The 26,852-nt window shown below is 52.8% G+C and carries 23 protein-coding genes; 2 read left to right on the forward strand and 21 right to left on the reverse strand.

Going from position 1 to position 26,852, the window contains the following annotated elements:
• Nucleotides 1–6: 6 nt before the first annotated feature.
• The 11 genes from K5753_04070 to K5753_04120 all read right to left on the reverse strand — a co-directional run bounded on the left by K5753_04070 (nt 7) and on the right by K5753_04120 (nt 13,162).
• Entirely contained in the window at nt 7–2,292 is a 2,286-nt protein-coding gene (locus K5753_04070; protein ID MCR4726377.1) for an ABC transporter permease, read from the reverse strand.
• Nucleotide 2,293: 1 nt separating this feature from the next.
• A complete protein-coding gene (locus K5753_04075; protein ID MCR4726378.1) occupies nt 2,294–2,992 on the reverse strand; it encodes an ABC transporter ATP-binding protein in 699 nt (232 codons plus the stop codon).
• Nucleotides 2,993–3,053: 61 nt separating this feature from the next.
• Nucleotides 3,054–3,224 (reverse strand): FeoB-associated Cys-rich membrane protein, encoded by a 171-nt coding sequence (locus tag K5753_04080; GenBank protein ID MCR4726379.1) that lies wholly within the window; start codon nt 3,222–3,224, stop codon nt 3,054–3,056.
• Between the two features lies 1 nt (nt 3,225).
• A complete protein-coding gene (locus K5753_04085) occupies nt 3,226–5,538 on the reverse strand; it encodes a ferrous iron transporter B (GenBank protein MCR4726380.1) in 2,313 nt (770 codons plus the stop codon).
• The gene (locus K5753_04090) at nt 5,535–5,768 is read right to left on the reverse strand and encodes a ferrous iron transport protein A (protein MCR4726381.1); all 234 of its coding nucleotides are present in this window, start codon (nt 5,766–5,768) and stop codon (nt 5,535–5,537) included. Before K5753_04090 ends, K5753_04085 begins: the two co-directional genes overlap by 4 nt.
• A 12-nt stretch (nt 5,769–5,780) precedes the next feature.
• Nucleotides 5,781–5,993, reverse strand: a complete 213-nt coding sequence (locus tag K5753_04095; protein ID MCR4726382.1) for a ferrous iron transport protein A — start codon at nt 5,991–5,993, stop codon at nt 5,781–5,783.
• A 306-nt stretch (nt 5,994–6,299) separates the two neighbouring features.
• Nucleotides 6,300–7,736: a hypothetical protein gene (locus K5753_04100; GenBank protein MCR4726383.1), complete on the reverse strand. Its 1,437-nt coding sequence runs from the start codon at nt 7,734–7,736 to the stop codon at nt 6,300–6,302.
• Nucleotides 7,733–9,364 carry an alpha-galactosidase gene (locus tag K5753_04105; protein ID MCR4726384.1) on the reverse strand — a complete coding sequence of 544 codons (1,632 nt, stop codon included), beginning with the start codon at nt 9,362–9,364 and terminating at the stop codon, nt 7,733–7,735. The genes K5753_04100 and K5753_04105 overlap by 4 nt, the downstream gene beginning before the upstream one ends.
• A 1-nt stretch (nt 9,365) precedes the next feature.
• Nucleotides 9,366–10,880, reverse strand: coding sequence for an MFS transporter (locus K5753_04110; protein MCR4726385.1), 1,515 nt, complete (start codon nt 10,878–10,880; stop codon nt 9,366–9,368).
• Between the two features lie 73 nt (nt 10,881–10,953).
• On the reverse strand, nt 10,954–11,562 hold the full coding sequence (locus K5753_04115; GenBank protein ID MCR4726386.1) for a TetR/AcrR family transcriptional regulator: 609 nt from the start codon (nt 11,560–11,562) through the stop codon (nt 10,954–10,956).
• Between the two features lie 190 nt (nt 11,563–11,752).
• Nucleotides 11,753–13,162 carry an alpha-glucosidase/alpha-galactosidase gene (locus K5753_04120; protein ID MCR4726387.1) on the reverse strand — a complete coding sequence of 470 codons (1,410 nt, stop codon included), beginning with the start codon at nt 13,160–13,162 and terminating at the stop codon, nt 11,753–11,755.
• A 157-nt stretch (nt 13,163–13,319) separates the two neighbouring features.
• On the opposite strand from K5753_04120, the gene K5753_04125 reads away from it, so the two are divergent.
• Nucleotides 13,320–14,120 carry an AraC family transcriptional regulator gene (locus K5753_04125; protein ID MCR4726388.1) on the forward strand — a complete coding sequence of 267 codons (801 nt, stop codon included), beginning with the start codon at nt 13,320–13,322 and terminating at the stop codon, nt 14,118–14,120.
• 4 nt (nt 14,121–14,124) lie between these two features.
• Here the strand turns inward: K5753_04125 and K5753_04130 are convergent, their stop codons facing one another.
• Nucleotides 14,125–14,457, reverse strand: a complete 333-nt coding sequence (locus tag K5753_04130) for a zinc ribbon domain-containing protein (GenBank protein ID MCR4726389.1) — start codon at nt 14,455–14,457, stop codon at nt 14,125–14,127.
• A 91-nt stretch (nt 14,458–14,548) separates the two neighbouring features.
• Between K5753_04130 and K5753_04135 the strand changes: the two genes are divergently transcribed.
• Nucleotides 14,549–14,749, forward strand: a complete 201-nt coding sequence (locus tag K5753_04135) for a helix-turn-helix domain-containing protein (protein ID MCR4726390.1) — start codon at nt 14,549–14,551, stop codon at nt 14,747–14,749.
• Here the strand turns inward: K5753_04135 and K5753_04140 are convergent, their stop codons facing one another.
• From K5753_04140 to dapF, 9 genes are read right to left on the reverse strand one after another with little or no spacing between them, the layout of a single operon-like run.
• Nucleotides 14,750–17,227, reverse strand: a complete 2,478-nt coding sequence (locus tag K5753_04140) for a hypothetical protein (protein ID MCR4726391.1) — start codon at nt 17,225–17,227, stop codon at nt 14,750–14,752.
• A complete protein-coding gene (gene rhaD, locus K5753_04145; protein ID MCR4726392.1) occupies nt 17,227–18,045 on the reverse strand; it encodes a rhamnulose-1-phosphate aldolase in 819 nt (272 codons plus the stop codon). Before rhaD ends, K5753_04140 begins: the two co-directional genes overlap by 1 nt.
• Nucleotides 18,045–19,289 carry an L-rhamnose isomerase gene (locus K5753_04150; protein MCR4726393.1) on the reverse strand — a complete coding sequence of 415 codons (1,245 nt, stop codon included), beginning with the start codon at nt 19,287–19,289 and terminating at the stop codon, nt 18,045–18,047. Before K5753_04150 ends, rhaD begins: the two co-directional genes overlap by 1 nt.
• Nucleotides 19,276–20,664 carry a rhamnulokinase gene (locus K5753_04155; protein MCR4726394.1) on the reverse strand — a complete coding sequence of 463 codons (1,389 nt, stop codon included), beginning with the start codon at nt 20,662–20,664 and terminating at the stop codon, nt 19,276–19,278. Before K5753_04155 ends, K5753_04150 begins: the two co-directional genes overlap by 14 nt.
• Nucleotides 20,661–21,980 (reverse strand): glycoside hydrolase family 125 protein, encoded by a 1,320-nt coding sequence (locus K5753_04160; protein ID MCR4726395.1) that lies wholly within the window; start codon nt 21,978–21,980, stop codon nt 20,661–20,663. The genes K5753_04155 and K5753_04160 overlap by 4 nt, the downstream gene beginning before the upstream one ends.
• A 9-nt stretch (nt 21,981–21,989) precedes the next feature.
• Nucleotides 21,990–23,486 carry a 4-alpha-glucanotransferase gene (malQ, locus tag K5753_04165; protein MCR4726396.1) on the reverse strand — a complete coding sequence of 499 codons (1,497 nt, stop codon included), beginning with the start codon at nt 23,484–23,486 and terminating at the stop codon, nt 21,990–21,992.
• 4 nt (nt 23,487–23,490) lie between these two features.
• On the reverse strand, nt 23,491–24,786 hold the full coding sequence (gene lysA / locus K5753_04170; GenBank protein ID MCR4726397.1) for a diaminopimelate decarboxylase: 1,296 nt from the start codon (nt 24,784–24,786) through the stop codon (nt 23,491–23,493).
• Nucleotides 24,787–24,829: 43 nt separating this feature from the next.
• On the reverse strand, nt 24,830–26,014 hold the full coding sequence (locus tag K5753_04175) for an LL-diaminopimelate aminotransferase (GenBank protein ID MCR4726398.1): 1,185 nt from the start codon (nt 26,012–26,014) through the stop codon (nt 24,830–24,832).
• A complete protein-coding gene (gene dapF / locus K5753_04180; GenBank protein ID MCR4726399.1) occupies nt 26,014–26,850 on the reverse strand; it encodes a diaminopimelate epimerase in 837 nt (278 codons plus the stop codon). The genes K5753_04175 and dapF overlap by 1 nt, the downstream gene beginning before the upstream one ends.
• Nucleotides 26,851–26,852: the final 2 nt, after the last annotated feature.

Here is a 26,852-nt window from a genome sequence, read left to right on the forward strand (position 1 = left end):
AAACCCTTATTCGGGAGCTTTCAAAGCCGCGACCATATCGATCTTTTTATTCTTCCGCGCGACGAGTAAGCTGACGAGCAACGAGACGCCGAGCGTCAAAAGAACGGAAACGGTATAGGTCAGAGCTCCGAGCACGAGCCTCATCTCGTACTCCGAAGCGAGCGTCACGAGAAGGATCTTCAAGACCAAGACGCCGAGCGGCAAACCGAGGATCAACCCGATCAACGTCAAAAACAGGTTTTCGCCGACGAGAAGCCCCGCGATCTTTTTATCCTTGAATCCGACGACTTTCAACGTCGCCATCTCGATATAGCGTTCGTTATATCCCATCGTTCCGAGGTTATACAAAACCACCGTTCCGAGGATCACGCCCGCTACGATCAAAAGAATGATCATCAAGTTCATGACCGACATAAAGCTATCGAACGATTTAATGATATCCGCTTTGGATTGAACGCTCTTGATGAAAGGCGACGAAGCGATGCTTTCTTTCTCCGCGGCGGTATAGATCGAATCCGCTTTGTATTCGATCCCGAGAGCGTCCGCATAGGCGTTCGACAGGACGACGCTTTCCGTCAAAGAACGGACGACGCCTTTGATGACGACCTCATATTCTTTATTCTTTCCGAAGGGCGACAGGACGATTACGTCGCCTTTTTTTACAGAGAACTCTTCCGCGAGTCGACTGCAAATATACGCGCCGTCCGCGGGAAGAGTGACGTTCCCCTTTTTCTCTCCGAGGAAACGGACGTTATCGTGCGTCACGTTATAGATTTCCATCGAAATCGCTTTTCCGTCCAGTTCCGCCGCGACCGTCGCCTCGGAATCGCCGTCGTAAGCGTCCAAAAGTGAGCGGACGGTTTCATCCGTTACGTTTGCGGTCAGATAAATGCGCGAATTGTAATTCATCGCGTCATAGTAATAGGAATTTACGAAAGAATCCATCGTGTCTTTCATTCCCATTGCGCCGACCAAAATGACGGTGCACCCGATCACGCCGATCAAACTCATCAGCATTCTCGACTTATGACGAAGAATATCGCGCGTGTTCCATTTCGCGCCGAAGGAGAGCTTGTTCCACGCGCCCGTCCGTTCGAGAAGAACGCGTTTCGCTTTACCGCCCAAGCGGGGGCGAAGGGTCTCCGCGGGACTTTCCGAGAGCGTCTTGCGAACGGAAAGATATCCGACGAGGGTCAAAAGCAGGACGATGACGACCGTCAGGACGGCGGCGAACCAAGGCATATACAAAGTCCACCGCGGCATATCGAAGTACGTCCCCATCGCGCCGTGCGGATTCATTATGATATAGCAGACGAGGTAGCCGATCCCGATCCCGAAGACCGCGCCGATCAATCCGATAAACAAACTCAACGAGGTATAATGCGCCAAGACCGTTTTATCGCGGAAACCGAGCGCTTTTAAGATCCCGATCTGCGTGCGCTCCTTCGCGGCGATACGGTGCATCGTCGTGATCATCGTCAAAACCGCGATCAACAGGAAGACGACCGGGAGGATCGCGCCCATCGATTTTCCTTCCGTCGATTCGCCCATCGCCTCGGCGTAGGAAACCGTTTCGTTTCTCGTCAGGACCAAGGTCGTCTTGGAAAAGGCTTTATTGACGGCGTGTTTCATCTGCTTTTCTCCGAGCGAAGAACGAATATAGATCGCGGGATAACGGGAAAAGCCCGTTACGGATTTATAAAACGCGGGAGAGACGTAAGCGAAGCCGTACCGCTCGTAATCGGGCATCATCTGCCCGGAATCGGGGACGCAGATCAGATACTCCGACGATTTTGCGAGCCCTTTGATCGAGAGCGAATATTTGCGCCCTTCGTAGACGAGATCGAGAGGATCTCCGATCCGAAATCCGTTTGCGGAAGCGAAAGCGTCCGAAAGCCAAACGCCGTCCGCGCTCGTCTCGTCGTAAGCTTCACCGCTCATCAGCTTAAAGAAAGAGACCTTTTCATTGGTGGACACGGTCAACGCGAGAGATTTTTTCCGATCGCCGTCGAGATTTACGTCCGCGGATAAAAACAGCGCCGCTTCGTCCACGCCCTCGATCTCCGCGACCTTTTTCAGATCGGACGCAGAAAAGCCCAAAGGGCTCTCCGTATAGACCCGATAATCGGCGAACCCGGTTTCTTCGAAGAAAGAGCCCGTGTTCTTCTCGATCGCGTACCATTCCATATTGAACCCGATGAAAATGCCGATCCCGATCGCGATCATGATGATCATCGAAAGGAATTGCGCTTTGTATTGTCCGAAGGTTCGGATGAGTTTTTTCTTCAACATATCACCACTCCACTTCGTCCGCGCTCATCGGCTCCTGCTCTTCGACCGAGCCGATCTTTCCGTTTTTAACGCGGATCACGACGTCCGCCATTTTGGCGATATTTTGGTTATGCGTGACGATGACGATGGTCTTTTCATACTCTTTCGCCATCTTTAACAAAAGTTTCAAGACCATAACGCCGGTGTCACTGTCCAAAGCGCCGGTCGGCTCGTCGCAAAGAAGGATCTCGGGATTTTTCGCAAGCGCGCGAGCGATCGAGACCCGCTGCTGTTCGCCACCCGAAAGCTCGGAAGGAAAGTTATTCAGGTGATCGAGAAGCCCCACCTCTTCGATCATCTTCTCGGGCGGAAAGGCGCGAGGCGAAATCTCTTTAACGAGAGCGACGTTCTCCTTTACGGTCAAAGTCGGGATCAAATTATAGAATTGAAAGACGAATCCGACCGTTTCCGCCCGATAGGACGCAAGCTCGTCTTTGGTCAAAGCCGAAAGCTCCTTTCCATCGATCGCGATGCTGCCCTCCGTCGGCGTGTCCAACCCGCCGAGAAGGTTCAGAAGCGTGGATTTTCCCGCGCCGCTCGGTCCCAATATGACGATAAACTTTCCCTTTTCGAGTGAAAGATCCACGCTGTCGAGCGCGCGCTGGATATGCTCGCCGGTTTGATAAATTTTACTGACTTGTTTAAGTTCGATAAGAGCCATAATTTCTCCTTTCAAGGTTATACTGAAAATCGCTCCCGAAGAGGGAGCGGTTTTCGTTTGCTTATTTCCGAATATCTTTTTTCGCTTTTTGGCAGGCAGAGCAACAAGAGCAATCCGAGCACCCGCAATCGCAGGAAGGCTTTCCCTTTTTCTTTCGGACGATCCTTGCCGCGATCACGCCGATGACGATCGCCGCGCAAAAAACGATAAGCAAGATCTCGAATACTTTCATATTACGCCTTCTTCGCTTTCAAAGCGACTTTTTTATTCCAAAGGACGATCAAAGCAACCGCTCCCGCGACCGCCGCAGCCCAAATGAAGGAAGTCCACCACCAAGAACCGATCGTGTAGACCGCCGCAGCGATAACGTAGGAAGCCGCGATCCAGAACACGAGCGTTCCTTTGAAGCGTTTGTCGTCTTGGAGTTCCGCTTTCGCCGTTCCGACCGCCGCAAAGCAGGGGATTGTCGTCATATTGAACGCGATAAACGAGATCAAAGCGGGGACGCTGATACCGGTGGCGAGGACCATCGCTTGAACCGCGTCTATGCCCTCTTCCGCGTCGATGTCCAAGCCCCCGATATTCAGGTTTGCAACGGCGACCAAGCAAGCCGCCAACGTGGCGAACGTAGCGATAACGTTCTCTTTCGCGATGAGACCCGCAACCGCCGCCACAACGAACACCCAACCGTACTCACCGAGCTGACTGCCGAATCCGAGCGGCGTAAACAAGGGTTGCACGAGTTGGCTGATTCCTGCCAAAATACTTTGATTGATCTCTTCGTCTTCGAGGAACTTCCAAGCGAAGGAGAAGTGCGTAAGGAACCAAATCACGATCGTGGAAGCGAGAATGATCGTAAACGCTTTCTTTACGAAGTGTTTGGTCTTATCCCACAAGTGCGCCATCAGGTTCTTGAATTGCGGCGCGTGATAGGCGGGAAGCTCCATAATAAAGGGAGGCGTTTCGCCTTTCAGGGTCGTGGAACGCATCAAGAGCACGGAGACGACCGCCGCCACGATGCCGAGCAGGTACATAAGGAAGGTAATGACGTCCGCGTTTCCGACGTTGAAGTAGGCGACGATCGCGCCCGCTACCGCGGTCAGGATCGGAAGTTTCGCGCCGCAGGAGAAGAACGGGATCACGCGAACGGTCGCGGTGCGTTCTTTTTCGTCCGCAAGCGTCCTCGTGTTGATCATCGCGGGGACGGAGCAACCGAAGCCCATGATCATCGGCATAAACGCGCGACCGGAAAGACCGAATCTGCGGAACATCCTGTCGAGGATAAAGGCGATACGCGCCATATAGCCGCTGTCTTCGAGGATGGAGAAGAACAGGAACAAGACGAGGATCGGGGGCAGGAAGGACAGGACTGCGGAGATACCGTCGAAGATACCGTTATTGATGAGCCCGACCGCCCAAGCGTCCATCGAAGACCCTTCGACGAGTCCGCCGAGCCAACCGAACAGCTCGCCGACGATCATATCGTTCCAAATATTATTGATGATGACGCCCGGTGAGAAGACCGCGCCGTCATATAGGCAAGCGAGCCAACGAATGCCGTAATTCAAAGGCTCTCCTTCTTCGGTCAGGAATCCGAGGTCTTCGAGCGACGGAAGCTTAAAGATCGCGCCGAGGTACAAAAAGTCCTCGCTGAACGTTAAGTGGAAGATCGCGAACAAGATCAAAAGGAAGATCGGAATACCCCAAACCTTATGGGTCATGACCTTATCCGCTTTATCCGAGCGGCTCGCTTGGAATTTTTCTTTATTCTTCTTTTTCAAAGCGGGCGCGAAGTTTTCCGAAATATACTTGTAGCGCGCGTCAGCGACCAGCGCTTCGAAATCGTTTCCGAAGATCTCGTCTTCGAAGGTCTGTTTGAATTCTTCGATCATCGGAAGCGTCTCTTTATGCATTTCCGTTTCGATCGAATCGTTTTCCACGAGCTTGATCGCATGGAACAAAGGATCTTTGACGTTTTGCCCTTTCAACGCAATCTTTACGTCGCCGATCAGGTGCGAAAGCGCGGACTTTTCGAGAACGGTCGCACCCTTTCTTTCCTTTTTGCATTCGGCGTACGCCCTTTCCATCAGCTCTTTCAAGCCGTTTTCTTTGAGCGCGGAGATCTTGACGACGGGGACGCCGAGCCTTTCTTCCAGCTGCTTGTCGTCGATCTTGTCGCCCGCTTTCTCGACCTCGTCCATCATATTGAGAGCGATGACGATCGGGACGTCGATTTCGAGAAGCTGCGTCGTCAGATAAAGGTTACGCTCCATGTTCGTCGCGTCCACGATATTGATCACGCAATCCGGTCTTTCGTCCAAGATATAATTTCTCGCGATCACCTCTTCGGGGGTGTAGGGAGAAAGCGAATAGATGCCCGGGAGGTCGACGATGCCGACGGGTTCGGGACACTTTTTATACGTTCCGGTCTTTTTATCCACCGTAACGCCCGGCCAGTTTCCGACGTGCGCCGTCGAACCGGTCAAACTGTTAAAGAGGGTCGTTTTCCCGCAGTTCGGGTTTCCCGCAAGCGCGAAATTTTTCATTTTTTCACCTCCATAACGACGCAAGCCGCTTCGGTCTTACGAAGCGTCAGCTCATAACCGCGAACGGTGACTTCGATCGGATCGCCGAGCGGCGCCCTTTTTCTCATGTAGATCTCAGCGCCCGGGGTAATCCCCATATCGAACAAACGGCGCTTGATCTTTCCCTCGCCCGCCACGCTTTTTACGGCGCCGCGGTCTCCGATCTCAAATTGCTCCAACGTTTTTTCCATATTACTCTCCTTTTACGCGACAAAGATCTTTGTCGATAAATTACTGTCCAATGCGATCCTACCGTCTTTAATCTTGACGACGACCGTTCCTCCGCTCGACGACAAAACCGTCACCGAACCGTTTACGGTGACGCCGAGGCTTTCGAGGTGCTTTTTCGTCTTTTCGTCCGTCACGATGCGAACGATCGTCAAATTCCGATTGATCGGCGCTAACACGATCGGCATAATTTTTCTCCTTTGGGCGGAAGCTCCGCCGCTTCGATCTCTTCGGATCGTTTTTTTGAAAATATGAACCGAAATTCACATTCACAGTATTATAATAAAACCGCAAAAACAAAATGTCAACGAAAAAGTGAAAAAAATTTCATATTGTTTTCTAAGCGTGCTTTTATATGCACGCACGCGCATATGATCCTATATAAAAACGAGAAGACCGCGCCATATCGAGAAGATTTTTTTCTCCGCGAAAAAAAAACGCAGCGCGCATTTTACGCAACTGCGGTAATCGGTTCTATGAAAAGGGATGCTGTCTCAATCGCGCCCGGCTGCCAGTCGGACGCAGTTATACCCCCCGTCGTAATACCCCCGATCTTTGAGTTCTTCGATCCGCGTAAGGATATGCGGCAAGATCTCTTTATCGCCGATCAGACGATCCAGCTCTTCGTTCATACTCTTTTCGGTCGAATACTCGTTTACGGAATCGCCGAATTCGCGCCCGTGAAGCGCGCCGTAGACTTCGTGACCGCCGATATGCTTCATAAAGAGTTTGGGGATCGGGTAATACGCGAGCTCGCTGGGTTTCGTGATCAAAAGATCGGAAACGGGCATCAAGAGATTCGTGGAATAAACCGCTTTGAAAATATCTTCGTTACAGATCGCGTAGATCCCATCCGTCTCTCCCTCGCGGACGGTGCGGACGAACTCGGTGAATTCGTCGTACTCATTGAAAAAGGTCTTGCAGTTCAGATCGCCGATCTCGGAAACGAGTTTATGATAAACGTCCTCGTGATCGCCGAAATTGATAAACAGCGTGACTTTTTTCTCCTTAACGTAAGGGAGAAGGTGGCGCACCATCGCGGCGAACGAATCGAAGCCCTCCCCCGCGCCGCCGACCGTCATCAAAAGGCGAAGGGGCTTTTCCTCCGCGATGCGAGCGCGGCGGAGATCGTTATCTTCCTTCAAGCGATACAAAAGTTCGTGATCGACGTAGCAACCGACCTCTTTGAGCTCGCTGTCGGGGATCCCTTTCAAGGATTTCTTGTCAAACCCTTCGAGGGTCTTATAGCCCATATAGGCGAAAGACGTCTGGACGGCGTGGATCGCGCCTTCCGAAAGGTGCAATCCCATCGGCCAATTATCGGGGATCGCGTTTACGACGCGCGTCATTCCGGCGTGGATCGCGCCCTGCGAAGGCCAAACGTGGGTCGCGATATAGGGAATATCTTTCGGGATATTCTTGAAGATCGGGACCAACAATTCACTGTTTTTCTGATCTTTCGCGTTATACGAGATTTTTTTGAATCCCTCGCTGTTCAAGGGCTCCCAAATCAATTTATTGAAGATCGGATCCTTTTGCGATAGGCGCGACGCGAAAGAATACATCGCGTTTTGCTTGCGGATCATTTTCGAGCCCGTCGCGTCGAAGGACGCGAGATCGAGCCAATACGGCTTGTAACCGAGCGCCGCCGCGCAGGAAGCCATCGCGATCGAGATGCGATAATGCCCGAAGCCCATGCGGATATTTCCGACGATCAAAGCCTTCTCGTCGAAGGTCTCGTTCTCCTCGCCGAAGACGATATTCTGCGCGCCGATAAAGGACAAAGTGTCGATCGGACGGAACGCGATCTTATAATCCGCGGAAGAATCGTCGCCGTACTTTCTCAGAAATTTCGCCTTGCTGCGCTCCGCGGCTTTGACGGTTTTTTCGCTCATCGGGTTGCCGAAAATTACTTTGGTCCTTTCTTTCATAAAAACTCTCCTTTCTCTTTGTCGTAAACAAGGGCGTGGGGGGTTCCTTCGACCTCGTACCGTACCGAAATGCGATTCCTTTTTCTCAAAAACGTTACGTTCTTCGCCTTTCGGAACAGCACGAACGCGTCGTCCAATCTTTTTTTCGCCCGATCGCCGTACGTCTTCACGTTATCCGAAGTCATAAGGACGTCGCCGAATAAAGCGTTCAAAGTCAGGATCGCGCATTTGGTCTTATCTTTGAGTTTCAGGTTTTCGTCGCGAAGGAGGAAGACGTCCGGATCGTTTCCGAAAAACCTTCCGTTCAGAAAACTCCGATAGATCGTGTTTTGCACCGTCGTCTTGGAAGACGGTCTTTCGCGGTGGAAAAACCGCATATAAAACGCGTCGTCGAAAGACAGCGACATATCCGGTCCGACGCGCATATAATCGAATTTCCCCGCGGCGTTCGTCAAGGTCGCGCCGCAGCCGAGGATCAAGCGATCCGACAGTTTCTCTCTCAGGAAGCGATACGCCTCTTCCGCCGCTCGAGCGCGCGTCTTCCCTTGATAAACGGGAAGGTTCGCCGCGTACAAAAAGTCGAGTTTGAAAAAGTCGAATCCCATATCGGAATAGTACTTCAAACACGTCTCGATATAGGCGAGGACTTCGGGATTTTCGAGATCGAGCGCGTAAAAGCCGCTCCAATTCGAACCGCATTTTACGAACGCGCCCTTTTCATCCCGCTTGAACCACGCCTTACGGTGCCGAAAGAGTTCGCTCTCCTCTTCCGCCACGAAGGGCGCGAGCCAAAGCCCCGCTTTCATTCCGCGATCGTGGATCCTTTTTACGATGGGTTTGAGCCCGTTCGGGAATTTCAAAGGATCCGCCGTGAGCCAGTCGCCGACTTTGGTCTCGAAGCCGTCGTCGATCTGAAAGAGATTGAACCGTTCGTCGAGAGCGTCGAGATCTCTTAAAAGGATCTCTTCCGTGACGTCTTGATAATAGTTATACCAAGAGGTGTACCCGAAGATCTTTTCACGCTCTTTCAAAGGATAGATCTTTTCAAAAGTCGCGAGCCCTTCTTCATAGGAATCGAAGAGATAATAATCCGCGATCGCATAGTTTTCTCCTGCTTTAACCGCCGCGCCTCTTACGTCCGAGAGAAGTTTGATCTTTCCGCTTTTTCTCTCGACTTCGATAATCAGGTAGGCGTTCTCCGCATTTACGCCGAATAGGAAGCGCGAGCGTTTTCCCTTTTCGTAAAAGAGATCGAAACCGTGAAGTTTGCTTTTATCGTAATCGTAGAAGGTATAATCCCCGTAGCGGTCGAACGAGAAGGTATCGACGACGATCCGCGGAACGCGCTTCAAGCTCTTTTCTTTTTCCGAGAGATACCGCTCGAAACTATCCGTCCAAGACTGGTACCCGTTCAAGAAGAAAAGGTCGTCCTTCCCGGGTTCGATTTCCAAAGACGGGATTCGCTCTTCGAAGGAAAGAAGCGTCAGATCCTCTTTCGCGGTCAGAAGAATCGTCCTTCGCGCGCCGCTCGTTCGGAAGGCGAGAGACAGGCATTCGTCCTCGATGAGATTTTCGAGCGAGTGTTCGCCCGCCGCCGTCCGATAGGTCAAAACGAAGCGGTTTTCCATTTTACTCTTCGGGGGTATCCGCTTCCGCGTTCTCTTCGATGGTTTCTTCCGTCTCCTCTTCGATCGCGTCGAGACGAAGCGCGACGCTCTCCTCTTCCGCGGGCGTTTCCGCGGCGGGAACGGGCTCTTTTTTATCGATGATCGACATCACTTTCTTTTCATTATACAGCATCAGGATCAGCGCGCCGATCACGCAGAACGCGACCGCCACGAACGCGACGATCATAAGCCCCAAAGAAGAAGCCGTGATCTCGTTCGCATTTTTGTTTTGCGTCGTTCCGAGGATCGCAAGAGAGGTAAAGACGAGCATCGCGATGGATTGCCCCCACTTCATGGCGAAGGTTCTCGCCGCGAAGAACATTCCCTCGCGGTTCTCTCCGGTGACGACGCCTTCCGCTTCCGCCACGTCCGCGACGATGGACTGCGGAATGATTCCGAGAAGCGCCATCGGGAACGCCGCGATCACGCAGATCAAGATGCCGAAGACCAATCCGGGGACGGCGGGAATCACGCGGATCAACGCGGTAACGACATAAGCGAGCGCAAGCCCGAGGAAGCCCGCGATCGTCAATTTCTTCTTTCCGAATTTCTTGACCATTCCGGACACGAAGGGATAGAAGACGGCGGACAGGACGGTCATACCGCCCATAAAGTACATCGTGTAGCTTTCGTCGATCTTCATCGAGACCTTAACGAAGAACGGAAGACCGGTTTGGAACAAAGTCAATCCGACCCAGTACATAATATCCGAACCGACGAAAACGCGGAAATCGCGGTTTTTGAAGGTGGACGCGAGCGACTTGAACATATTCGCGTTCGAAGGGACGGTATCCACGAATTCCTTTTCTTTCAAAAGGAACGTCGGGAGCAACATCGCCGCGCAGGCAATGACCGCGAGGACGATAAAGCAGACGCGATAGCTCCACGAGAAATCGAGTCCCGCGTCGCGCAGAACGCCCGCAAAGACGAAAGGCGTGTAGGCGAGCAAGGTTCCCGCGAAGAAGGTCAAAGAGATCGCCGTCGAGATAAACATCCTGTCTTCCTGCGTCTTGCCGAATTCCGAGATCAAAGCGTTATACGGCGTGCAGTACATCGTCATAAACAGATAGAACAGGACGATAAAGATCGAGATCCAAGCCACGTTTACGCCGCTGATCGCCTTGACGGGAGCGCAGAACAAAAGCACGGTAACGATCGAAAGCGGGATCGCCGCATATTGCATAAACGGGATGCGCCTTCCTCTCTTATTCTTGCTTCGATCCGACAAACTCGCGATCAGAGGATCGGTGACGGCGTCGAACACGCGGCTGAGCGCGGTGATAAGCCCGAGGATGGTCAAAAATCCCGCGATCACGAGACCGGGCTTGATGAATTGCGTTGCGTTCAATTTGGTGATATCGTCTTGCGTCGGAAGATAAAAAGTCACGAGCCAAGCGTTGATGATGCCGCTGAGCATCGACCAACCGAGTTGTCCGATCGAAAAGATGATCATTTGCTTTTTGCTTAATCTTTTCATAGCTTTTTCAAAAGCCCCCGAAAGGGCTCCTCCTCCTTTTATATTCTCCGTTCGAAGTGAGATCGACCGTTCGTTAATTGTGTTTCAAGGCGGAAAGGATCAAATCCCTCAAAAGCGTTACTTCCGCTTTTTTGTTTACGAGCTCGTCCTGACGGACGATATTGCCTTGCGACGCGAGTTTCTTGCAAAGGGAAAGAAGCGAGTGCGTCGTGGAATAATAGAAAAGGTCGACGTCTTTGACCTCTTTTACGGTCAGATCTCTTCTGCCCTGCTCGTACGCCGCGATGAAATAACTTTTGAAAACGTCCAAATTCTCCGAATATTGATCGAGCCCTTTGACCTCTTCCGAGATGCAGTAGGCGTCGAACTCGCTGAGAAAACGGTAATATTCGACGTGCTCGGTAAAGGCTTTCAAAAACGCGGAATAAAATTCCGAGAGTTTTTCGAAGCCCGTGCCTTCCTGCGAAAGCTTAAAGTATTCGTTTCCGACCGTTTCTTGAAGAAGCGTCGCGCAAGCGACGATCAAGGACGCGCGATTGGTAAAATACCGATAAAAGGTCGCCTCGCCCACGTTCGCCTTCAAAGCCACGTCGCGAATTTTAACGTCATAAATCGACCGCTCGAAAAAAAGGCGAGTCGCTTCCGTCACAATATGCTTTCTTCTGATATCTTTAAACGCCATAATTTCCTCCTTTTCACGTTCGCGTCTCGGCGAACAAACGATAGACTGACTGCCATTTTGATAGACCGCCTATCAATACTGTACCGCATTTTGAGAGTTTTGTCAATATCCGTTTTGAAAATAATAAAAAACGCGCCGCATCTTCGGTTCAAGACACGGCGCGAGGTTAGCGATCAAAAAAGATCTGCGCTTACGCTTTCTTTACGTATTTATCGTAAAACGGAAGGTATTTCGAAGTGTTTTTGAGCATTTGGTTGAAAAGCTCGCGAGCGTCGGCGAGGGGGATCGCCATATTGCCCGAATTGACGAACGCTTCGAAAGCGAGTTCGTAGTTGCCGGTGATCGCGGCTTCAAGGGTAAGCTGCTGCTCGTAGACGACGCGGCGGACGAGCGCGTCCACACCCTTCGGAAGTTTGCCTGCGCAAACGGGTTGGACGCCGCGCGGCGAGAAGGAGGCGTTGGTTTCGACGACGACGCCTTCGGGGAGATCGGGGATCTGACCGCGGTTCGGCATATTGACGTTCGTCACGATCGGACGGATACCGAGGATCGCGAGCATTTGATGCACGCCCTCTTCGCCCGTCACTTTAAGCTCGAATTTCTCTTCGCCCGAAAGGAGTTTCTTGGTCTTGTCGATCTTCTTCGCGAGATCTTCTCTTCTCCAATCGACGGTCGTCAAACCGAATTTCCAAGACTTGACGGTCTCGGGATCCTTCAAGTACCAGTAACCCGGGCAGAACTCGGCGAGATGTCTGTCGCCCGCGGCGGCGATCACGCCGTATCTCTTGAAAAGATCGAACTTGACTTTTTCCGCGCTGACGAACGTATTGTTCATCCAGTGCGTCGAGCTGTCCACGATATAGCCGTCCTCGTAGTGCTTATCGACGAACTCTTTATAGACGGGCATCAAGTCTTCGTTATGATAATGCGCCTCGGTGATCCAAGTAAAGTGGTTTACGCCGACGACGTTGATATTGACGTCTTCCCTTTCGAGGAACTTGCCGTACTTCTCTTGATAGGCAAGACCGAGAATCTTTTGCGTCCCGAAGACTTCGTGGCAGCAGCCGAACGCTTTGATCTCGGGATAATAGGCGTACAACGCGGCGGTGCAAAGCGTCATCGGGTTCGTGTAGTTGATGACCCATGCGTTCGGGCAGTAATCGCGAATGCCTTCCGCGAATTCCTTATACATCGGAAGGGTGCGGAGCGCGCGAACGATACCGCCGGGGCCTACGCTGTCGCCGACCGATTGATAGATCCCGTACTTTTCGGGAAGGTGGACGTCGCTCGCCATCTCGTCGAAGGTTCCCGGGAGAATGGAGATCACGACGAAGTCCGCGCCGACGAGCGCTTCTTTCAAGGTCTTGACTGCTTTATAATGCCATTTTCCGAGGACGTCCTCTCTGTCGTAAATGCCGTTTCCGATCGTCTCGTTCGCTTTCGCCGCTTCGAAATCGATATCATACAGATAGACGCTTCCGCTCATTTCATCCGTTTGCGCAAGGTCGCTCATCAAGCCGCGCGCCCAGCCTCTCGAACCGCCGCCGATATAGGCGATCTTTACGTCTTCCGCTTTTTTACCGTTATCAACGTATTTCATAACAAACTCCTTTTTTGTTTTGTACTCTCATTATACACCCGCTTTTGCCGCTTATATATATAAAAAATACCAATAACCCGCCGAAATTACATATTTATTATAAATTCTTTGCGCGTCCGCTCTTGACAAAAGCGCGCGGCAAGGGTAGGATAAAGATATGGATAAGCTGTTGAAGATCGAAGAACTGTCCAATCCGAACAATATGGCGATGCCGAAGCTGCACGCGCACCCCTATTTCGAGATCTATTTTCTTTTCGAGGGGAAGCGCAGTTTCTTTTTCGACAATTCTCTGCGCGCCATCGAAGCGCCCGTCCTTTTGGTCGTCCCGCCCTACACCATGCATAAGACCGAAGGCAGTGCCTTTCGCCGCGTCAATATTTACGTTACGCCGAGCCGCTTGGACGAATTCCAGCGCGACCTTCTCTCCGCCGTCTCCCTTTCGGTCATCAAACTGACCGAGACGCAAAGAGACGAGCTTCTGTCCGTCCTTCGAAAGGAAGCGGACGTTCCCCCTTCCGACCCGCACTACGCCGAGATCCAAAACGCGAAGTTTTCCTATTTTATGCTTCTTCTTTCCGAGATCGAAAAAGGGATCGCACCGCATAACGCGAAAGGGGAAGAACTCGCGCCCCTCGTCACCGCCGCGGTCAATTACCTGAACCAAAACTACGGCGACGAAGTGACCTTGGACGAGCTTTGCCGCGCCCTCTTCACCTCGAAACAGACCTTGATCTATAATTTCAAAAAGCATCTCGACGTCTCGCCGATGAAATACCTTTTGAAACTGCGCCTGACCAAAGTCAAAGAGCTCCTCGTTACGACAGACGAAACGATCGAATCCATCGCCGAACAGACGGGCTTTTCCTCCGGGAACTACCTGACTTTGATCTTCAAACAAAAAGAGGGGCTTTCCCCCTCTCAGTACCGCAAAGAAAACAAGGATTTCTTTTTGCGGTAACATTTTAAGCCATAGCAGCGTTATAATCATTCACACTTGCCGCAACGACAATAACCATCATTATAATAAAGCAAATGATCGAGAACGCCGAAATACAGATCGCAGCGATCGAAAATCCTTTCCCGTCTTTCAGTTTTTTCGATTGAACCAACCCGATTATCCCCAAAATCAGCCCGGGGATCGAAAAGAAAAACGATAGTATAAAACCAAGGAGCGCAACAGCGTTCTTTTTCTTAACTTCGGGTTCATTGCCCAAACTTCCAACCGCGCATCCGCATTTTACGCAAACGACTGCTTCATCAACAAGTTCCGTTCCGCATTTCGAACAGTATTTCATAAACGCTCCTTTGAATTGTACAGATTTTGTACATTTTTCTTTATTGTAGTACAGATTTTGTACAATGTCAATAAATCAAAGGAGAGGTTCTATGGAGATCGGAAAAAAACTCAAAGAGTTGCGTTTACAAAACGATCTGACGCAGGAAAAACTTGCCGCTCTTCTTTGTATATCCCGCGTAAATTACACGCGCTATGAAACGGGGAAAGTCCGCCCCGATTATGAAACGCTCTTGAAGATCGCAGATTTTTACGATATCAGTTTAGACGATTTTTTCGACAGAAACCGATAATTATTTCAGCAACCGAACCGGTCCGAAAAGTCCGCCCGACAAGGACGATTTATGGAATTTGCGCTCGACGGGGAGATAGCGGGTCAATTGGTTTTTCTTATATTTCTTAAACGATCTCGTATGCTCGAATTCGTTCGCCGCGCTGTTCGTCACGCGGACGACGATCTCGTTCTCTTCTTTCAAAAGCTCTTTCGGAAGTTCGATTTTATAGGGCGGCGCGATCAACGTTCCGACCGAAACCCCGTTCAAAAAGACTCCGCAGGAATAATCCACCCTGCCGAGATCGAGGAAAAGCCGCTCGGGGATCTCGGGCAATGAGAACGTCGCGCGGTATTCTCCGCTCCCCGAATACCCCTTGCCGACGATCTTTCGCCAATCTCCGAGTTCGACGGGGCGAAAAGATTCCGAGAAAGTCTCTTTTCCGAAGTCGTCTTTCCCGATCACGAAGCGTTCCGTTTTGCGGAAGGAAAAATCCGATATGGGGACGGACTCATCCCCTCTGAAAGGCTCTTCGCAAGGAAGTTTCTCTTCGGTAATAAGCAGCGCCGCGATCTCGCCCGAGCAGAGCGTCAGCGAAAGTTCACCGCCCGTTTTCGGCGCAAAAATTTTCCCGACGAAGGGATCGATCCGATAGCATTTCTTTTCGGGCAAACGCACGCGGCAGGTTTTCGCCTCCGCGCTTTCGTTCATTAGGAAAAAGAATTCGCCGTTCCGCGTCTTGCTTTCCGCGAGAGAAACGCCCTCGCCTTCGATTTCAAGCGACGGAGAAAGCGCGTTCAGGGCGAGATCGAACGCCGCGCCTTTGATCTCCCGCGCGTTCTCTTCTTTCAAGCAAAGGACTTTCCCGCCCTTTTCCGCAAACGCTTCGAGCGCGGAAACCGCCTCGGGAGAAAGGAATTCGCATGGCGGGAGAACGACCGCTTCGTAACGCGCGCGCCCGATAAAAAGCGCGCCTCTTTCGGCGAAAGCGGACGCCAAGCCGTCGTCCGAGAGAATGTCGAAGGAAATTCTTTTTTCTTCGAGGAGTTTTCCCGCGGCGAGATAGGCTTCGCCCTTTTCCGCGAAGTCGCCCGCATAGGCGTCGCGCAAAGGATAATACAGGGCGACGGGCGCGACCCGTTCTCCGACGGAGAAAAGATAGGAAAGCCTTTCGGCGAACGCGTTGAACGCCGCGAGATCGCGATAGCAGCCGTGCGTCTCGGAAAAATGCGGGAGTTCGCCCGTCCTCAAAAAGCCCGTCCTCCCGTAAGAGAACATCATCAAATTATAGAGATTGATCCCGCGCATCGCCTGAAAGGAAAGGACGTAGCGCATTTCCTCGAAAGTCAGCCCGTTCCCGTAAACGGCGAAAGATTCGGTCAGCGCGCGGCGATTCCCCTTTTGCGCCGCCGCGGAAGACGCGAGACGCGGGAAAAAGCCGTTCGCACCCTTGGAGATCTCTCCCTTTCTCGGCGGAAAGATCTGCCGCCAAATCGCGTCCACGCCGGGGACGTCGAGTTTCCCGAGCGCGCGAAGGAGATCGAACGAACCGCCGGACAAAGCGCCGTTCGCCTCGTCGTCCTTATCGAAATGCCCGAGGAACAAAAGCCCGCGCTTTTCGCACCAATCCTTTTCCGTTTGCAAATAATTCTCCGCAAAAAGTTCAGCGCAAAGCGTCAGATACTTGATGCGGATCTCTTTTTCTTCGCGGGTCTTCGGCTCGAACAGCGCGGGAAGATAATCCCGAATATCGAATCCGAAACGGGCGAGGAACCGTTCCGCGATCTCTTCGCGATACGGGAAGGGGCGCGGCGCGGTGGGTTCGTCCGTAAAGACGGCGGTGATCGTCTCTCCGAAGAAATCGCCGACGGCTTTTTCATAAGCGTCGTGCGTCAAAGAGAGAAAGGTTTCCGCGCTTTGTTTTTTGGTCAGGTCGGGGATATTCGCGCTGTCTCCCCCGCTTTCGATCCGTTCTTTATAATACTCCGTGATCTCGGTTTTTCGATCGAAGCGATCGCCCTTTCGAATTCCGGCTCGATCCTTAAACGCCGCGACCGCATCCGCGGACGGCAGATAAGGTTTTCCCTTTCGAAGAGCGCGGGAACGAGCGCGCAAAACTTCGCGCGCAAGGGTCGGATCCTTTTTTACGACCGCGCCGCAAGCCCCGCCGGACGGCCATCCGCCTTCGTCATACAGCCAAACGTCCATTCCCGCTTCTTTCGCTTTTTCGAGCGCGAAACGGTACTCGGCGAAAAATCCGTCCGACAGATAATCGGGCGAAAGCAGAGTCGGATGCGCTTTCGGGCGAAAGGAAGAAGGAAGCGGCAAGACGTAAAACCGCTTGATCCCGAGGCGGCGCATTTCTTCGATCTGCCGCGCGGTCTCCTCTTTCGAAAGAGGCGCGTCCCAAGTCCAAGTGTAGACGGGTGAAAAAGAAAGAGAGGGAGAAAAGAATTCTTCCGCGGAAAACGTTCGAATTGCGCCCTCTCTTTTCTGCATTATTTCAAATTCAAAAAGTCTTTGCGATAGTCGACCTTGAAAAGTTCGGCAAGCTTGACCATATCTTCGTCCTTGATCGTGTTCAAGCGGGGAAGATGCGCGGTCAGCATATAGATCTGCGCCGCTTTTTCCACCGTCTCGATCAATCCGAAGGTCTCGTCCATCGTCTTGCCCGCGCCGTAGACGCCGTGAAGCGCCCAAACGACGACGCGGAATTCTTTCATTTTATTCGCGGTCGCGACGCCGATGTCGTTCGTCCCGCAAAGCATCCAAGGCAGGACGCCGACGCCGTCCGGGAAGACGACGATGCACTCGGTACACATTTCCCAAAGGGTGTGGGTAAATTTCTTTTCGTCGAGCTCGTGGACGTAATTCATCGCGAGAAGGTTGGTCGGATGGCAATGCATAACGACGCGGTTCGCGGGGTCTTTTTCGAGCCTCGCGATATGGCTCATCATATGCGCGGGGAACTCGGACGTAAAGCGTCCGCCGTCCTTATAGCCCCAAAGAAGCTCTGCGGTCGTTCCGTCTTCCGCGATGCGAAGGACGCCGAGATTGGTCTCGGGATCGTCGTCCACGTTCTTGAAATACTTGCCCGTTCCCGTGACGATAAAGTACTTTCCGGCAAGGGCCGCGGCGTCGAATCCGGTCGGGATGCGGCGCAGGACCTTTTTCGGATCGAGGTACTTTTTGACTTCGCTTTCATCCAAAAGATAGCTGATGTTGCCCCCGTTTCTCTCGTCCCAACCGAGGCGGTACATATTGGCGGTGGTTTTGCGCATCTCCGTTACGAACGGCGCGGTCATGATGTCTTTCATTATTTTCTCCCCCTTAACGCGGTTTCTTCATAGTTTTTGACTTCGGAATAGTAATCGTCCGAAAGGTTTTGCCTGTCAAGGTATTCTTCCCAAACGTCTCCGAACGGCAAGGTCTTTACCCTCTCCTGCAAGAACATAAGTTCGGTAAATTTTCCTTCGTCCTGCAACGTTTTGAGTTTTTGATTCGGCAAAAGCAGGGCGTACAGGAGCGCCTTTTGCATCGCGCGCTGACCGGTCACCCAAGCGGAAATGCGGTTGATCGACGCGTCGAAATAATCAAGCCCGATCAAGACTTTTTCGGTCGCGCCGTTGCGAACGATCTCTTTCGCGATCTCTTTGAGTTCGTCTTCGAACAGGACGACGTGATCGCTGTCCCAGCGAACGGGGCGCGTCACGTGCAAGGCGACTTTATCGTAAAACGCGAGCAGAGACGGGATCTTATCCGAGACGACTTCGGTCGGATGATAATGCCCGTTATCGAGCAGGCAGCAAATGCCCGCCTTGGCGGCGTAGTTTTGATAGAATTCGTTATTTCCGACGGTGTAACTTTCCACGCCGATGCCGAAAACTTTGCTTTCGACGGCGGGGATCACCCATTTTTTATCGTAATTCGCGAGCATCTCGTCGAGGGACTTTTTGAGGCGAAGGCGAGGTCCGAGGCGATCGGACGGAACGTCCTTAAAGCCGTCCGGAATCCAAATATTGACCAAAGCGGGCTTACCGAACGCCTTCCCCATTTCGGCGGCGATCTCCAAGCTTCTCTTGCCGTGCTCCACCCAGAATTTTCTCGTTTCCTCGTCGGGCGAGGACAAAGAAAGCCCGTCTTTCATCTTCGGATGCGCGAAGAACGTCGGGTTGAAATCGACGCCGTCCAAGCCGAGTTTCTTCGCGAACTCGACCCATTTCTCGAAATGCTTATAGGTATAGCCGTCGCGATCGACTTTGCCCTTATCCTCTCCGAGGAAGGCGTAGCAAGCGTGGACGTTCAGGCGTTTTTTACCCGGCATCAAAGACACCGCTTTTTCGATATCGGCGAAGAGTTCTTCGGGCGTGCGGGCGCGATAAGGATAATTTCCCGTCGTCTGGATCCCGCCGGACAAAGAATCCGCGCCGTCGAATCCGATCACGTCGTCCCCTTGCCAGCAATGGACGGAAACGGGGATCTCTTTCAGAGCGGCGAGCGCGGCTTCCGCATCTACGCCGAAAGACTTGTAAATCTCTTTTGCGCTTTCAAATCTCGTCATAGTGAATCTCCTTAATCTCAAATGAATTGTTTATGATTTCGCGCGCGGACGCGAGATCTTCGATCTCCCCCGTCGCGATCCTTTGCATGATTGCGTTTCCGATCGCGGTGGCTTCCACCGGACCCGAAACGACCTTTTTCCCCGTCTCTTTCGCCGTCAGGCGGGACAAGAGTTCGTTTTGACAGCCGCCGCCGATGATATGAAGACAATCGAATCTTTTCCCCGAGATCGCTTCGAGTTCGTTAAGCGCGGCGGCATAGCCTTTCGCGAGGGAGCGGAAGACCGAATAGCAGGTCTCGCCGACGCTTCTCTCTCCGATTCGGCTTCGGACGGCTTCGAGCATACTTTCGGGCGCGAGAAAGATCTCGTCCGAAACGTCGAAAACAGCGTCCGTCGGTTCCTCGGCGGCAAGACGCGCGAGTTCGGAGAAAGAATAGGCGTCGCCGAGTTCCTTTCGGATCTGCTGGACGATCCAAAGCCCGATGATGTTCTTTTGCAGGCGGAAGGTAAAATTCAAACCGCCTTCGTTCGAATAATTGCGGCGCATCGCGTCTTCCGAGACGGTCGCGAAGGGCATCTCCGCGCCGAGAAGCGACCAAGTCCCCGAAGAAAGATAGGGAGACCCGTCCTGAACGGGAGCGGCGAGGACCGCGCTCGCGGTGTCGTGCGTGGCGGGCAAAAGGACGGTCGGCTTATAGCCGATCTCTCGCGCGATCTCTTCTTTGACTTCGCCGACGACGCTCCCGGGCTGCGAAAGCGAGCCGAAGAGCTTTTTCGGGAAACCGAAAGAAGACAGGATGGTTTCATCCCATTCGTGCGACGCGGCGTTCACCATTCCGGTCGAAGTCGCGTTCGTGTATTCTTGTTTTTTGACGCCGGTCAGAAGGAAATTAAAGTAATCGGGAAGCATCAAAAAAGTTTCGGTTTCCGAAAGGCGACCCGTCTTTTTATCGTCCGCGAGTTGATACAGCGTGTTGAACGGAGCGTACTGAATGCCCGTCCTCCGATACAGCTCGGAGAACGGAAGAACGGCGTGCGCTTCCTCTTTGATCGCCGCGCCGCGCCCGTCTCGATAGGAATAGACGCCGCCGATCGGCTTATCCTCTTTATCCAAAAGCGCGTAGTCAACCGCCCAAGTGTCGATCCCGACGTAGGACGGCGTAAAACCCTTTTCTTTTGCGGCTTTGAGCCCGTTTACGATCTCGGAAAAAAGAGCGTCCGCGTTCCAAAAAAGCCGCCCGTCTTTCTTCTCCGCGCCGTTCGGGAAGCGATAGACTTCACTCAGACGGAGTTTGCCGCCTTCCAAACGCGAAACGATATGCCGCCCGGAAGACGCCCCGATATCGATGGATAAATAAATCTTGCTTTCGCTCATTTTCGAACAAAACAATTCTTTTTCGCGAGGATCAAATACGCAAACAGCGAATTTGCCCAAGCGAACCAAGGACGGGTGTAGACGGAAGCGTCGTCCTTATGCACGCCTTCGTGAATATAACCCGTTCCGTCCGTCGAGTTTACGATCATTTCGACGAGCGAGCGGACTTCGCCCTCGTCGTCCGTCGTCAATGCCTGAATGATCAAAGAAAGCGGCCAGACGTAATCCTTCGGCGTATGCGGACTTCCGACGCCCGTCAGGCATTTCCCTTTATAATAGAAAGGATTTTTCTCGCTCAAAATAAAGTCGCGCGTGTTTTGATAGATCTCGTTATTCGTAAACGGATAGCGATAGTACGGGATCGCGAGAAGGTTCGGGATATTCGCGTCGTCCATCACGTTAAACGAGCCGAGCCCGTCCGTTTCGAGAGCGTAGATCTTTTTGCCGTCTTTTTCGGTCACGCCTTTTTCTTCGATCTCCGTTTTCAGTTTTTCCGTCCATTCGCGACACATCGCGGCGCGGGGCGCGTCGCCCTTTTTCTCGAAGATCGGCGCGAGAGAATGCAAAACGGAGCAAATAAACATATTTCCGGGGATATAATAGCCGTAAGTGCATTTATCGTCGCTCGGGCGATAGCCGGACCAGACGAGCCCGCCGCCCGAAACTGGCGTCCCTTTCCCGCACCAACGCGATTCGTCGCGGTTTGGGATCTCGTGATAATATTCGGACTTTGCTGCGTGATCCCTCTCGATGGAAAAGACGATCATCATTTCGTCGAACGCTTTGAAGAAAAGCTCGTCGAAGATCGAGTCGTCTTCCGTCTCTTCATAGTAGCGGATCGCGAGGAAAAACGGATAGCACAGAGAGTCCAATTCGAATTTTCTTTCCCAAACCCACAAAGAAGGCTTCGGAAGATCCCGCGTGTGTCCGTTTCCGTTCGCGGAACGGTTGAACGCGTTTGCGTAAGGATCGATCAAGATATAACCGAATTGCTTTTTCAGGACGCCTTTGATCAGCGCGCGGACCTCTTCGCATTTCTTCGCGAAAAAGAGATACTGCATGACCTGTGCCGCCGAATCGCGAAGCCACATCGCGGGGATATCCCCCGTCAGGACGAAAACCGATTCGTCCTTCTCGAAGAAGGTCGTCGTGTGGATCGTGTTGAAGAAACATTTCTCGAAGGTTTGCTTCAAGCGGTCGTCCGAAAGGTCTTTTTCGAATTCGCGAACGAGTCTCAAAAGAGGCTCGAAGCGCTCCGCATTCATTTTACTGTCGATCGAACTGATCCTCTCTCGGACCGTTTTGCTTTTGCACATATTTTTCCCCTATGCGTTCGTCTTATCCGCGCGGCAGGTCTCGATCAAGATCCTCTTGATCCAATTCTTTAAGCCGCTCGTCAATAATTTCTTATCGAGTCTCCAAGCCCAGTTGTCGTCGCTGACGAGAGCGGGCGTGTTCATTCTGCTTTCTTTCCCGAGCGCGAGGAGATCCTGCATCGGGCAAACTGCGAGGCGCGCTCTCGAAGCGAAAAGCGTCTCGATCGCGGTCTTAGTCAAAGAAACGTTATTATTCAGGCGCGGGCGAACGGAGAAGATCCTCGCTTGCGTCTCGATATCCGAAACGGCGGTCTTTCTTTGCGAACCTTTGAGCTCGTCCAAATGCCCTTTGAACGGCATATTGTCGTGCGTTCCCGTGTAAGCGACGGCGTTCTCGACGTAATTCGAGGGCTTATGCTCATTCCACGGGTCGCCGTCCAAGCCGAACTCGAAGACTTTCATTCCGGGATATCCGGTCTTGCGCATCATTTCGCGCAAACTGTCATCCACGAAGCCGAGGTCTTCCGCCACGATCGGCGCATGCTCGAATCCCTCGAAAAGAGCCGCTCCGGGGCCTTGCATCCATTTGCCGTTTCTCGCGTTCGGCGCGCCGCTTTCGATCGTAAAGAAGCGATCCAAGCCGCGGAAATGGTCGATACGCAGGATATCGAAGATCTCGAAAGAGCGATGCAGGCGCTCGTGCCACCACGCGTAACCGTTGCTCTTCATCTGCTCCCAATCGTAAAGCGGGTTGCCCCAAAGCTGTCCGTCCTCGTTGAAATAATCGGGCGGGCATCCCGCGACGAGGGTCGGTTTGCGATCTTCGCCGAGCATAAACATTTCGGGATGCGTGTACACTTCGACGCTGTTCAGCGCGAGATAGATCGGCGCGTCGCCGAGGATCTCCACGCCCTTTTCGTTCGCGTACTCTTTGAGGCGCATCCACTCGGTGTGGGCGAAATACTGCGTAAAGACGTAATAGAGATAATCGTCTTTATGCGTGGCGACGAATTCTTCCGTCCGCTTTTCGTCATAGACGTCGTAGCCGTCCGGCCATTCGTAAAAAAGTTTCCCGTCGAACGCCGAAAGCAAAGCGCAGAACGTCGCGTAAGCGCGATACTCTCCTTTTTCTTCGAACGCGACGAACGCGGGATCGTTTTTATCAAAGCGGGAAAACGCGAGGCGAAGCAAGCGCGCCTTCTCTTTCTTCATAAAATCGTAATGAACTTTGTCGGTCGAATACGGGGGAAGCTCTTCCTTTTGCAAAAGTCCCTTTTCGATGAGTTCATACAAATCGATATACAGCGGATCGAACGCCAACGCCGCGACGGATTGATAGGGAGAATTCCCATCGAGCGTCGGAGTCAAAGGAAGGACCTGCCAAACCGCGACGCCGCAAGACGCCAAAAAATCGACGAACGCATACGCGCCCGGACCGAACGTTCCGACGCCTTCTTCGGAAGGGAGCGCGGAAACAGGCAACAAAACACCGGCTTTTCTATCCATATAATTATACCTCCAAACGGATCATATCTTCGTTCGTTTCGCGACGAACCGCAATTCTGTCTTTTCCTTTTTCGACCCAAACGATCGCAGGACGGGGGATCCTGTTATAATTCGAAGCCATCGAGTAATTGTACGCTCCCGTGCAAAGCACCGCGAGGAAATCGCCGCGCTTCGGCGTGGGGAGAGCCACGTTCTCCTGCAAAATATCGCCGCTTTCGCAGCAACGCCCGACGACCGAGCAAATAAAGTCCGCTTTTTCGCCCGCCTTATTCGCGAGGACGACGGTGTACGGCGCTTCGTAAAGCGCGTAGCGGGGGTTGTCCGGCATACCGCCGTCCACCGAAACGTAACTCTTATAGCCTTTGATCGTCTTTACGCTGCCTACGGTATAGACCGTCAATCCCGCGTCCGCCACGAGAGAACGACCGGGCTCCAAAAGGATTAAAGGAAGCGACGTCGAAGCCGCCGCCGCGCGAAGTTTGATCGCTTCCGCCATCTCCTTGATGACCGCCGCGTAATCGAGCTCGACTTGCCCTTCGACATATTTTACGCCGAGACCGCCGCCGAGATTCAGGATTTTCGCCTCGAATCCGGTTTGCGCCTTAATATACGCGATATAGCGAAGCATAACGTCCGCCGCCTCGGTGAAAGGCTCGGTATCGAAGATCTGCGATCCGATATGGCAATGGAACCCCATCAAATCGATATTCTTCATCGAAAGCGCGAGGCGGGTGATCTCTTCGGCTTGTCCGGTCTCGATCGCGGAACCGAACTTGCTGTCCACGCTGCCCGTGACGATCGCTTTATGCGTGTGCGGATCGATCCCCGGCGTGATCCTAAGAAGGATCTTCTGGCGCTTCCCAACTTTTTCGAGATAGGATTGAAGCGCGCGGAGCTCGTCCTCGTTATCCACGACGAACGTTCCGACGCCGTGATCCACCGCGAACGCGATATCCGCGTCCGTCTTGTTGTTTCCGTGGAAATAAGCGAGCGAAAGATCGAATCCCGCCTGCTCCGCCGTGTAAAGTTCGCCGACGGAAACCGCGTCCATTCCGATCCCTTCCTCTTTCGCAAGGCGATAAATATCCTTAAAGCAAAGGGCTTTGGACGCGAAAAGAGGTAAGCTCCCCTTTCCGAAGTTCTCTTCCACCGCCTTTTTATAGACGCGGATATTGCGGCGAACGCGCTCCTCGTCCAAAAGCATCAAAGGCGTTCCGTACTTTTCGGCAAGCGAGACGACGTCCGCGCCGCCGAACGTAAGATGCCCTTTTTCATTGATCCCGAGATTGGTGTGTAACATTTTTTCTCCTTTCTTTCGTTTATCGTAACGCGATCGGACGAACTCAAAGGATCGTCTTCAAACGCGCGACAGCCTCTTCCGTGTCCTCTCTGCTTCCGAAGGCGGTCAAGCGGAAATAGCCCGCGCCCGCGTCGCCGAAACCTTCGCCCGGCGTTCCGACGACCTGCACCTTTTCGAGCAGGAGATCGAAGAATTCCCAGCCCGAAAGTCCGTTCGGGCATTTGAGCCAAATATACGGGGAGCAGACGCCGCCCGTGTGCCAAACGCCTTTTCCCTTCAAGCAGGAAGAGATCAGGCGAGCGTTCTCCATATAGTACTCGACGAGCGCGGAGCATTCTTTGACGCCCTCTTCGGAGAGAGCGGCTTCCGCGCCGCGTTGCACGGGATAGGAAACGCCGTTAAACTTCGTAGCCTGACGGCGCGCCCAAAGTTTCTTCAAGGAAAAGCCGCTTTCGGTTTCGAGCGCGGCGGGGACGACCGTCCAAGCGCAACGCGTCCCGGTAAAGCCCGCGGTCTTGGAGAAGCTGCAAATCTCGATCGCGCATTTTTCCGCGCCCTCGATCTCGTAGATCGAATGGGGATAATCGCCGTGGATAAAGGCTTCGTAAGCGCTGTCGAAGATGATCAAAGAACCGCTCGCGAGCGCGTAATCCACCCACGCTTTGAGCCCCGCTCTGTCGTAGGTCGCGCCGGTCGGGTTATTCGGCGAGCAGATATAAATGACGTAGGTTTCGCCGTCGAGGACGTCGGGCGCGCCGAGGAATCCGTCCGCTTCGCCCGCTTCCAAAAGCTCGATCTTGTTTCCGCTCATAACGTTGCTGTCCATATAGACGGGATAGACGGGCGACGGGATCAGAATCGTGTTTTTGCCGAGGATGTCGACGATATTGCCGACGTCGCTCTTCGCGCCGTCCGACACGAAGACGTCCCCCGCTTGGACGCTTACGCCTTTACGCTTATAATACGCGGCGATCGCTTCGCGCAGAAAATCGTGACCGTACTCCGGCGGATAACCGCGGAAAGTCTCTTTGACGCCCATTTCCGCGACCGCTTTTTCCATCGCGCGAATCACGACGGGCGCGAGCGGAAGCGTTACGTCGCCGATGCCGAGGCGAATGACTTTTTTATCGGGATTCGCTTCTTTATACGCTTTGACTTTCTTTCCGATCTCGGAAAAAAGGTAGCTCTCTTTGAGCGCGGCAAAATTTTCGTTTACTTTAATTTTCATCATAATTCATACACTCCTTCGTACACTTTCGTCGCGCCGCCTTCCATCGTCACGCGATAATCTTCGGAAACGGTGATAAAAAGATCTCCCCCGAGAAGACGAACGCGAACCTTTTCGCCCGCCTTGCAAACGCCGGTCTTGACCGCCGCCGCGACCGTCGCGGAAGCGCCCGTCCCGCAAGCGAACGTTTCGCCGCTGCCTCTTTCCCAGACGCGCATCAAAAGTTCTTTGTCCGAGATCACTTCGACGAACTCGGTATTGACGCGCTCGGGGAAGATCGGGAGAGTTTCAAAAGAGGGACCGATCTTTTCGAGAGGAAGATCGGAAACGCCCTTCGTAAAAATAACGGCGTGAGGATTGCCCATCGAAACCGCCGTCATACGCCAAGTTTTATCAAAAAGAGAGACGGGCGCCTCGATCATTTCCGCGCCGTCACACAAAACGGGGATCGACCCCTTTTCAAAAGAAGCGAATCCCATATCGACCGACACCGAAGAGACCTTGCCGCCTTCTTTTTTCAAAGAAAGGGTCTTGATCCCCGATAAGGTCTCGATCGTTATAACGTCCTTATCGACGAAACCGCCGTCCGAAAGATACTTTCCGACGCAACGGATCGCGTTCCCGCACATTTTACCTTCGCTTCCGTCCGCGTTGAACATCCGCATTTTTGCGTCCGCCACGTCGCTCTTCATAATGAGGACGACGCCGTCCGCGCCGACCGCGAAATGACGGGGCGACGCTTTTAACGCGAATTCGGACGGATCGAAAAACAAGCCGTCCAAACAATTGACGTAAATATAATCGTTACCCGCGCCGTGCATTTTGGTAAAGGGGATCT

The organism is Clostridia bacterium, assembly GCA_024685775.1.
Taxonomy (GTDB): Bacteria; Bacillota; Clostridia; order Christensenellales; family CAG-1252; genus CAG-1252.

What these genes read in the sequence shown, in the direction of transcription:
- K5753_04070 (MCR4726377.1), bottom strand. Translation starts at nt 2,292, where the DNA reads ATGTTGAAGAAAAAACTCATCCGAACCTTCGGACAATACAAAGCGCAA.
- K5753_04075 (MCR4726378.1), bottom strand. Translation starts at nt 2,992, where the DNA reads ATGGCTCTTATCGAACTTAAACAAGTCAGTAAAATTTATCAAACCGGC.
- K5753_04080 (MCR4726379.1), bottom strand. Translation starts at nt 3,224, where the DNA reads ATGAAAGTATTCGAGATCTTGCTTATCGTTTTTTGCGCGGCGATCGTC.
- K5753_04085 (MCR4726380.1), bottom strand. Translation starts at nt 5,538, where the DNA reads ATGAAAAATTTCGCGCTTGCGGGAAACCCGAACTGCGGGAAAACGACC.
- K5753_04090 (MCR4726381.1), bottom strand. Translation starts at nt 5,768, where the DNA reads ATGGAAAAAACGTTGGAGCAATTTGAGATCGGAGACCGCGGCGCCGTA.
- K5753_04095 (MCR4726382.1), bottom strand. Translation starts at nt 5,993, where the DNA reads ATGCCGATCGTGTTAGCGCCGATCAATCGGAATTTGACGATCGTTCGC.
- K5753_04100 (MCR4726383.1), bottom strand. Translation starts at nt 7,736, where the DNA reads ATGAAAGAAAGGACCAAAGTAATTTTCGGCAACCCGATGAGCGAAAAA.
- K5753_04105 (MCR4726384.1), bottom strand. Translation starts at nt 9,364, where the DNA reads ATGGAAAACCGCTTCGTTTTGACCTATCGGACGGCGGCGGGCGAACAC.
- K5753_04110 (MCR4726385.1), bottom strand. Translation starts at nt 10,880, where the DNA reads ATGAAAAGATTAAGCAAAAAGCAAATGATCATCTTTTCGATCGGACAA.
- K5753_04115 (MCR4726386.1), bottom strand. Translation starts at nt 11,562, where the DNA reads ATGGCGTTTAAAGATATCAGAAGAAAGCATATTGTGACGGAAGCGACT.
- K5753_04120 (MCR4726387.1), bottom strand. Translation starts at nt 13,162, where the DNA reads ATGAAATACGTTGATAACGGTAAAAAAGCGGAAGACGTAAAGATCGCC.
- K5753_04125 (MCR4726388.1), top strand. Translation starts at nt 13,320, where the DNA reads ATGGATAAGCTGTTGAAGATCGAAGAACTGTCCAATCCGAACAATATG.
- K5753_04130 (MCR4726389.1), bottom strand. Translation starts at nt 14,457, where the DNA reads ATGAAATACTGTTCGAAATGCGGAACGGAACTTGTTGATGAAGCAGTC.
- K5753_04135 (MCR4726390.1), top strand. Translation starts at nt 14,549, where the DNA reads ATGGAGATCGGAAAAAAACTCAAAGAGTTGCGTTTACAAAACGATCTG.
- K5753_04140 (MCR4726391.1), bottom strand. Translation starts at nt 17,227, where the DNA reads ATGCAGAAAAGAGAGGGCGCAATTCGAACGTTTTCCGCGGAAGAATTC.
- rhaD (MCR4726392.1), bottom strand. Translation starts at nt 18,045, where the DNA reads ATGAAAGACATCATGACCGCGCCGTTCGTAACGGAGATGCGCAAAACC.
- K5753_04150 (MCR4726393.1), bottom strand. Translation starts at nt 19,289, where the DNA reads ATGACGAGATTTGAAAGCGCAAAAGAGATTTACAAGTCTTTCGGCGTA.
- K5753_04155 (MCR4726394.1), bottom strand. Translation starts at nt 20,664, where the DNA reads ATGAGCGAAAGCAAGATTTATTTATCCATCGATATCGGGGCGTCTTCC.
- K5753_04160 (MCR4726395.1), bottom strand. Translation starts at nt 21,980, where the DNA reads ATGTGCAAAAGCAAAACGGTCCGAGAGAGGATCAGTTCGATCGACAGT.
- malQ (MCR4726396.1), bottom strand. Translation starts at nt 23,486, where the DNA reads ATGGATAGAAAAGCCGGTGTTTTGTTGCCTGTTTCCGCGCTCCCTTCC.
- lysA (MCR4726397.1), bottom strand. Translation starts at nt 24,786, where the DNA reads ATGTTACACACCAATCTCGGGATCAATGAAAAAGGGCATCTTACGTTC.
- K5753_04175 (MCR4726398.1), bottom strand. Translation starts at nt 26,014, where the DNA reads ATGAAAATTAAAGTAAACGAAAATTTTGCCGCGCTCAAAGAGAGCTAC.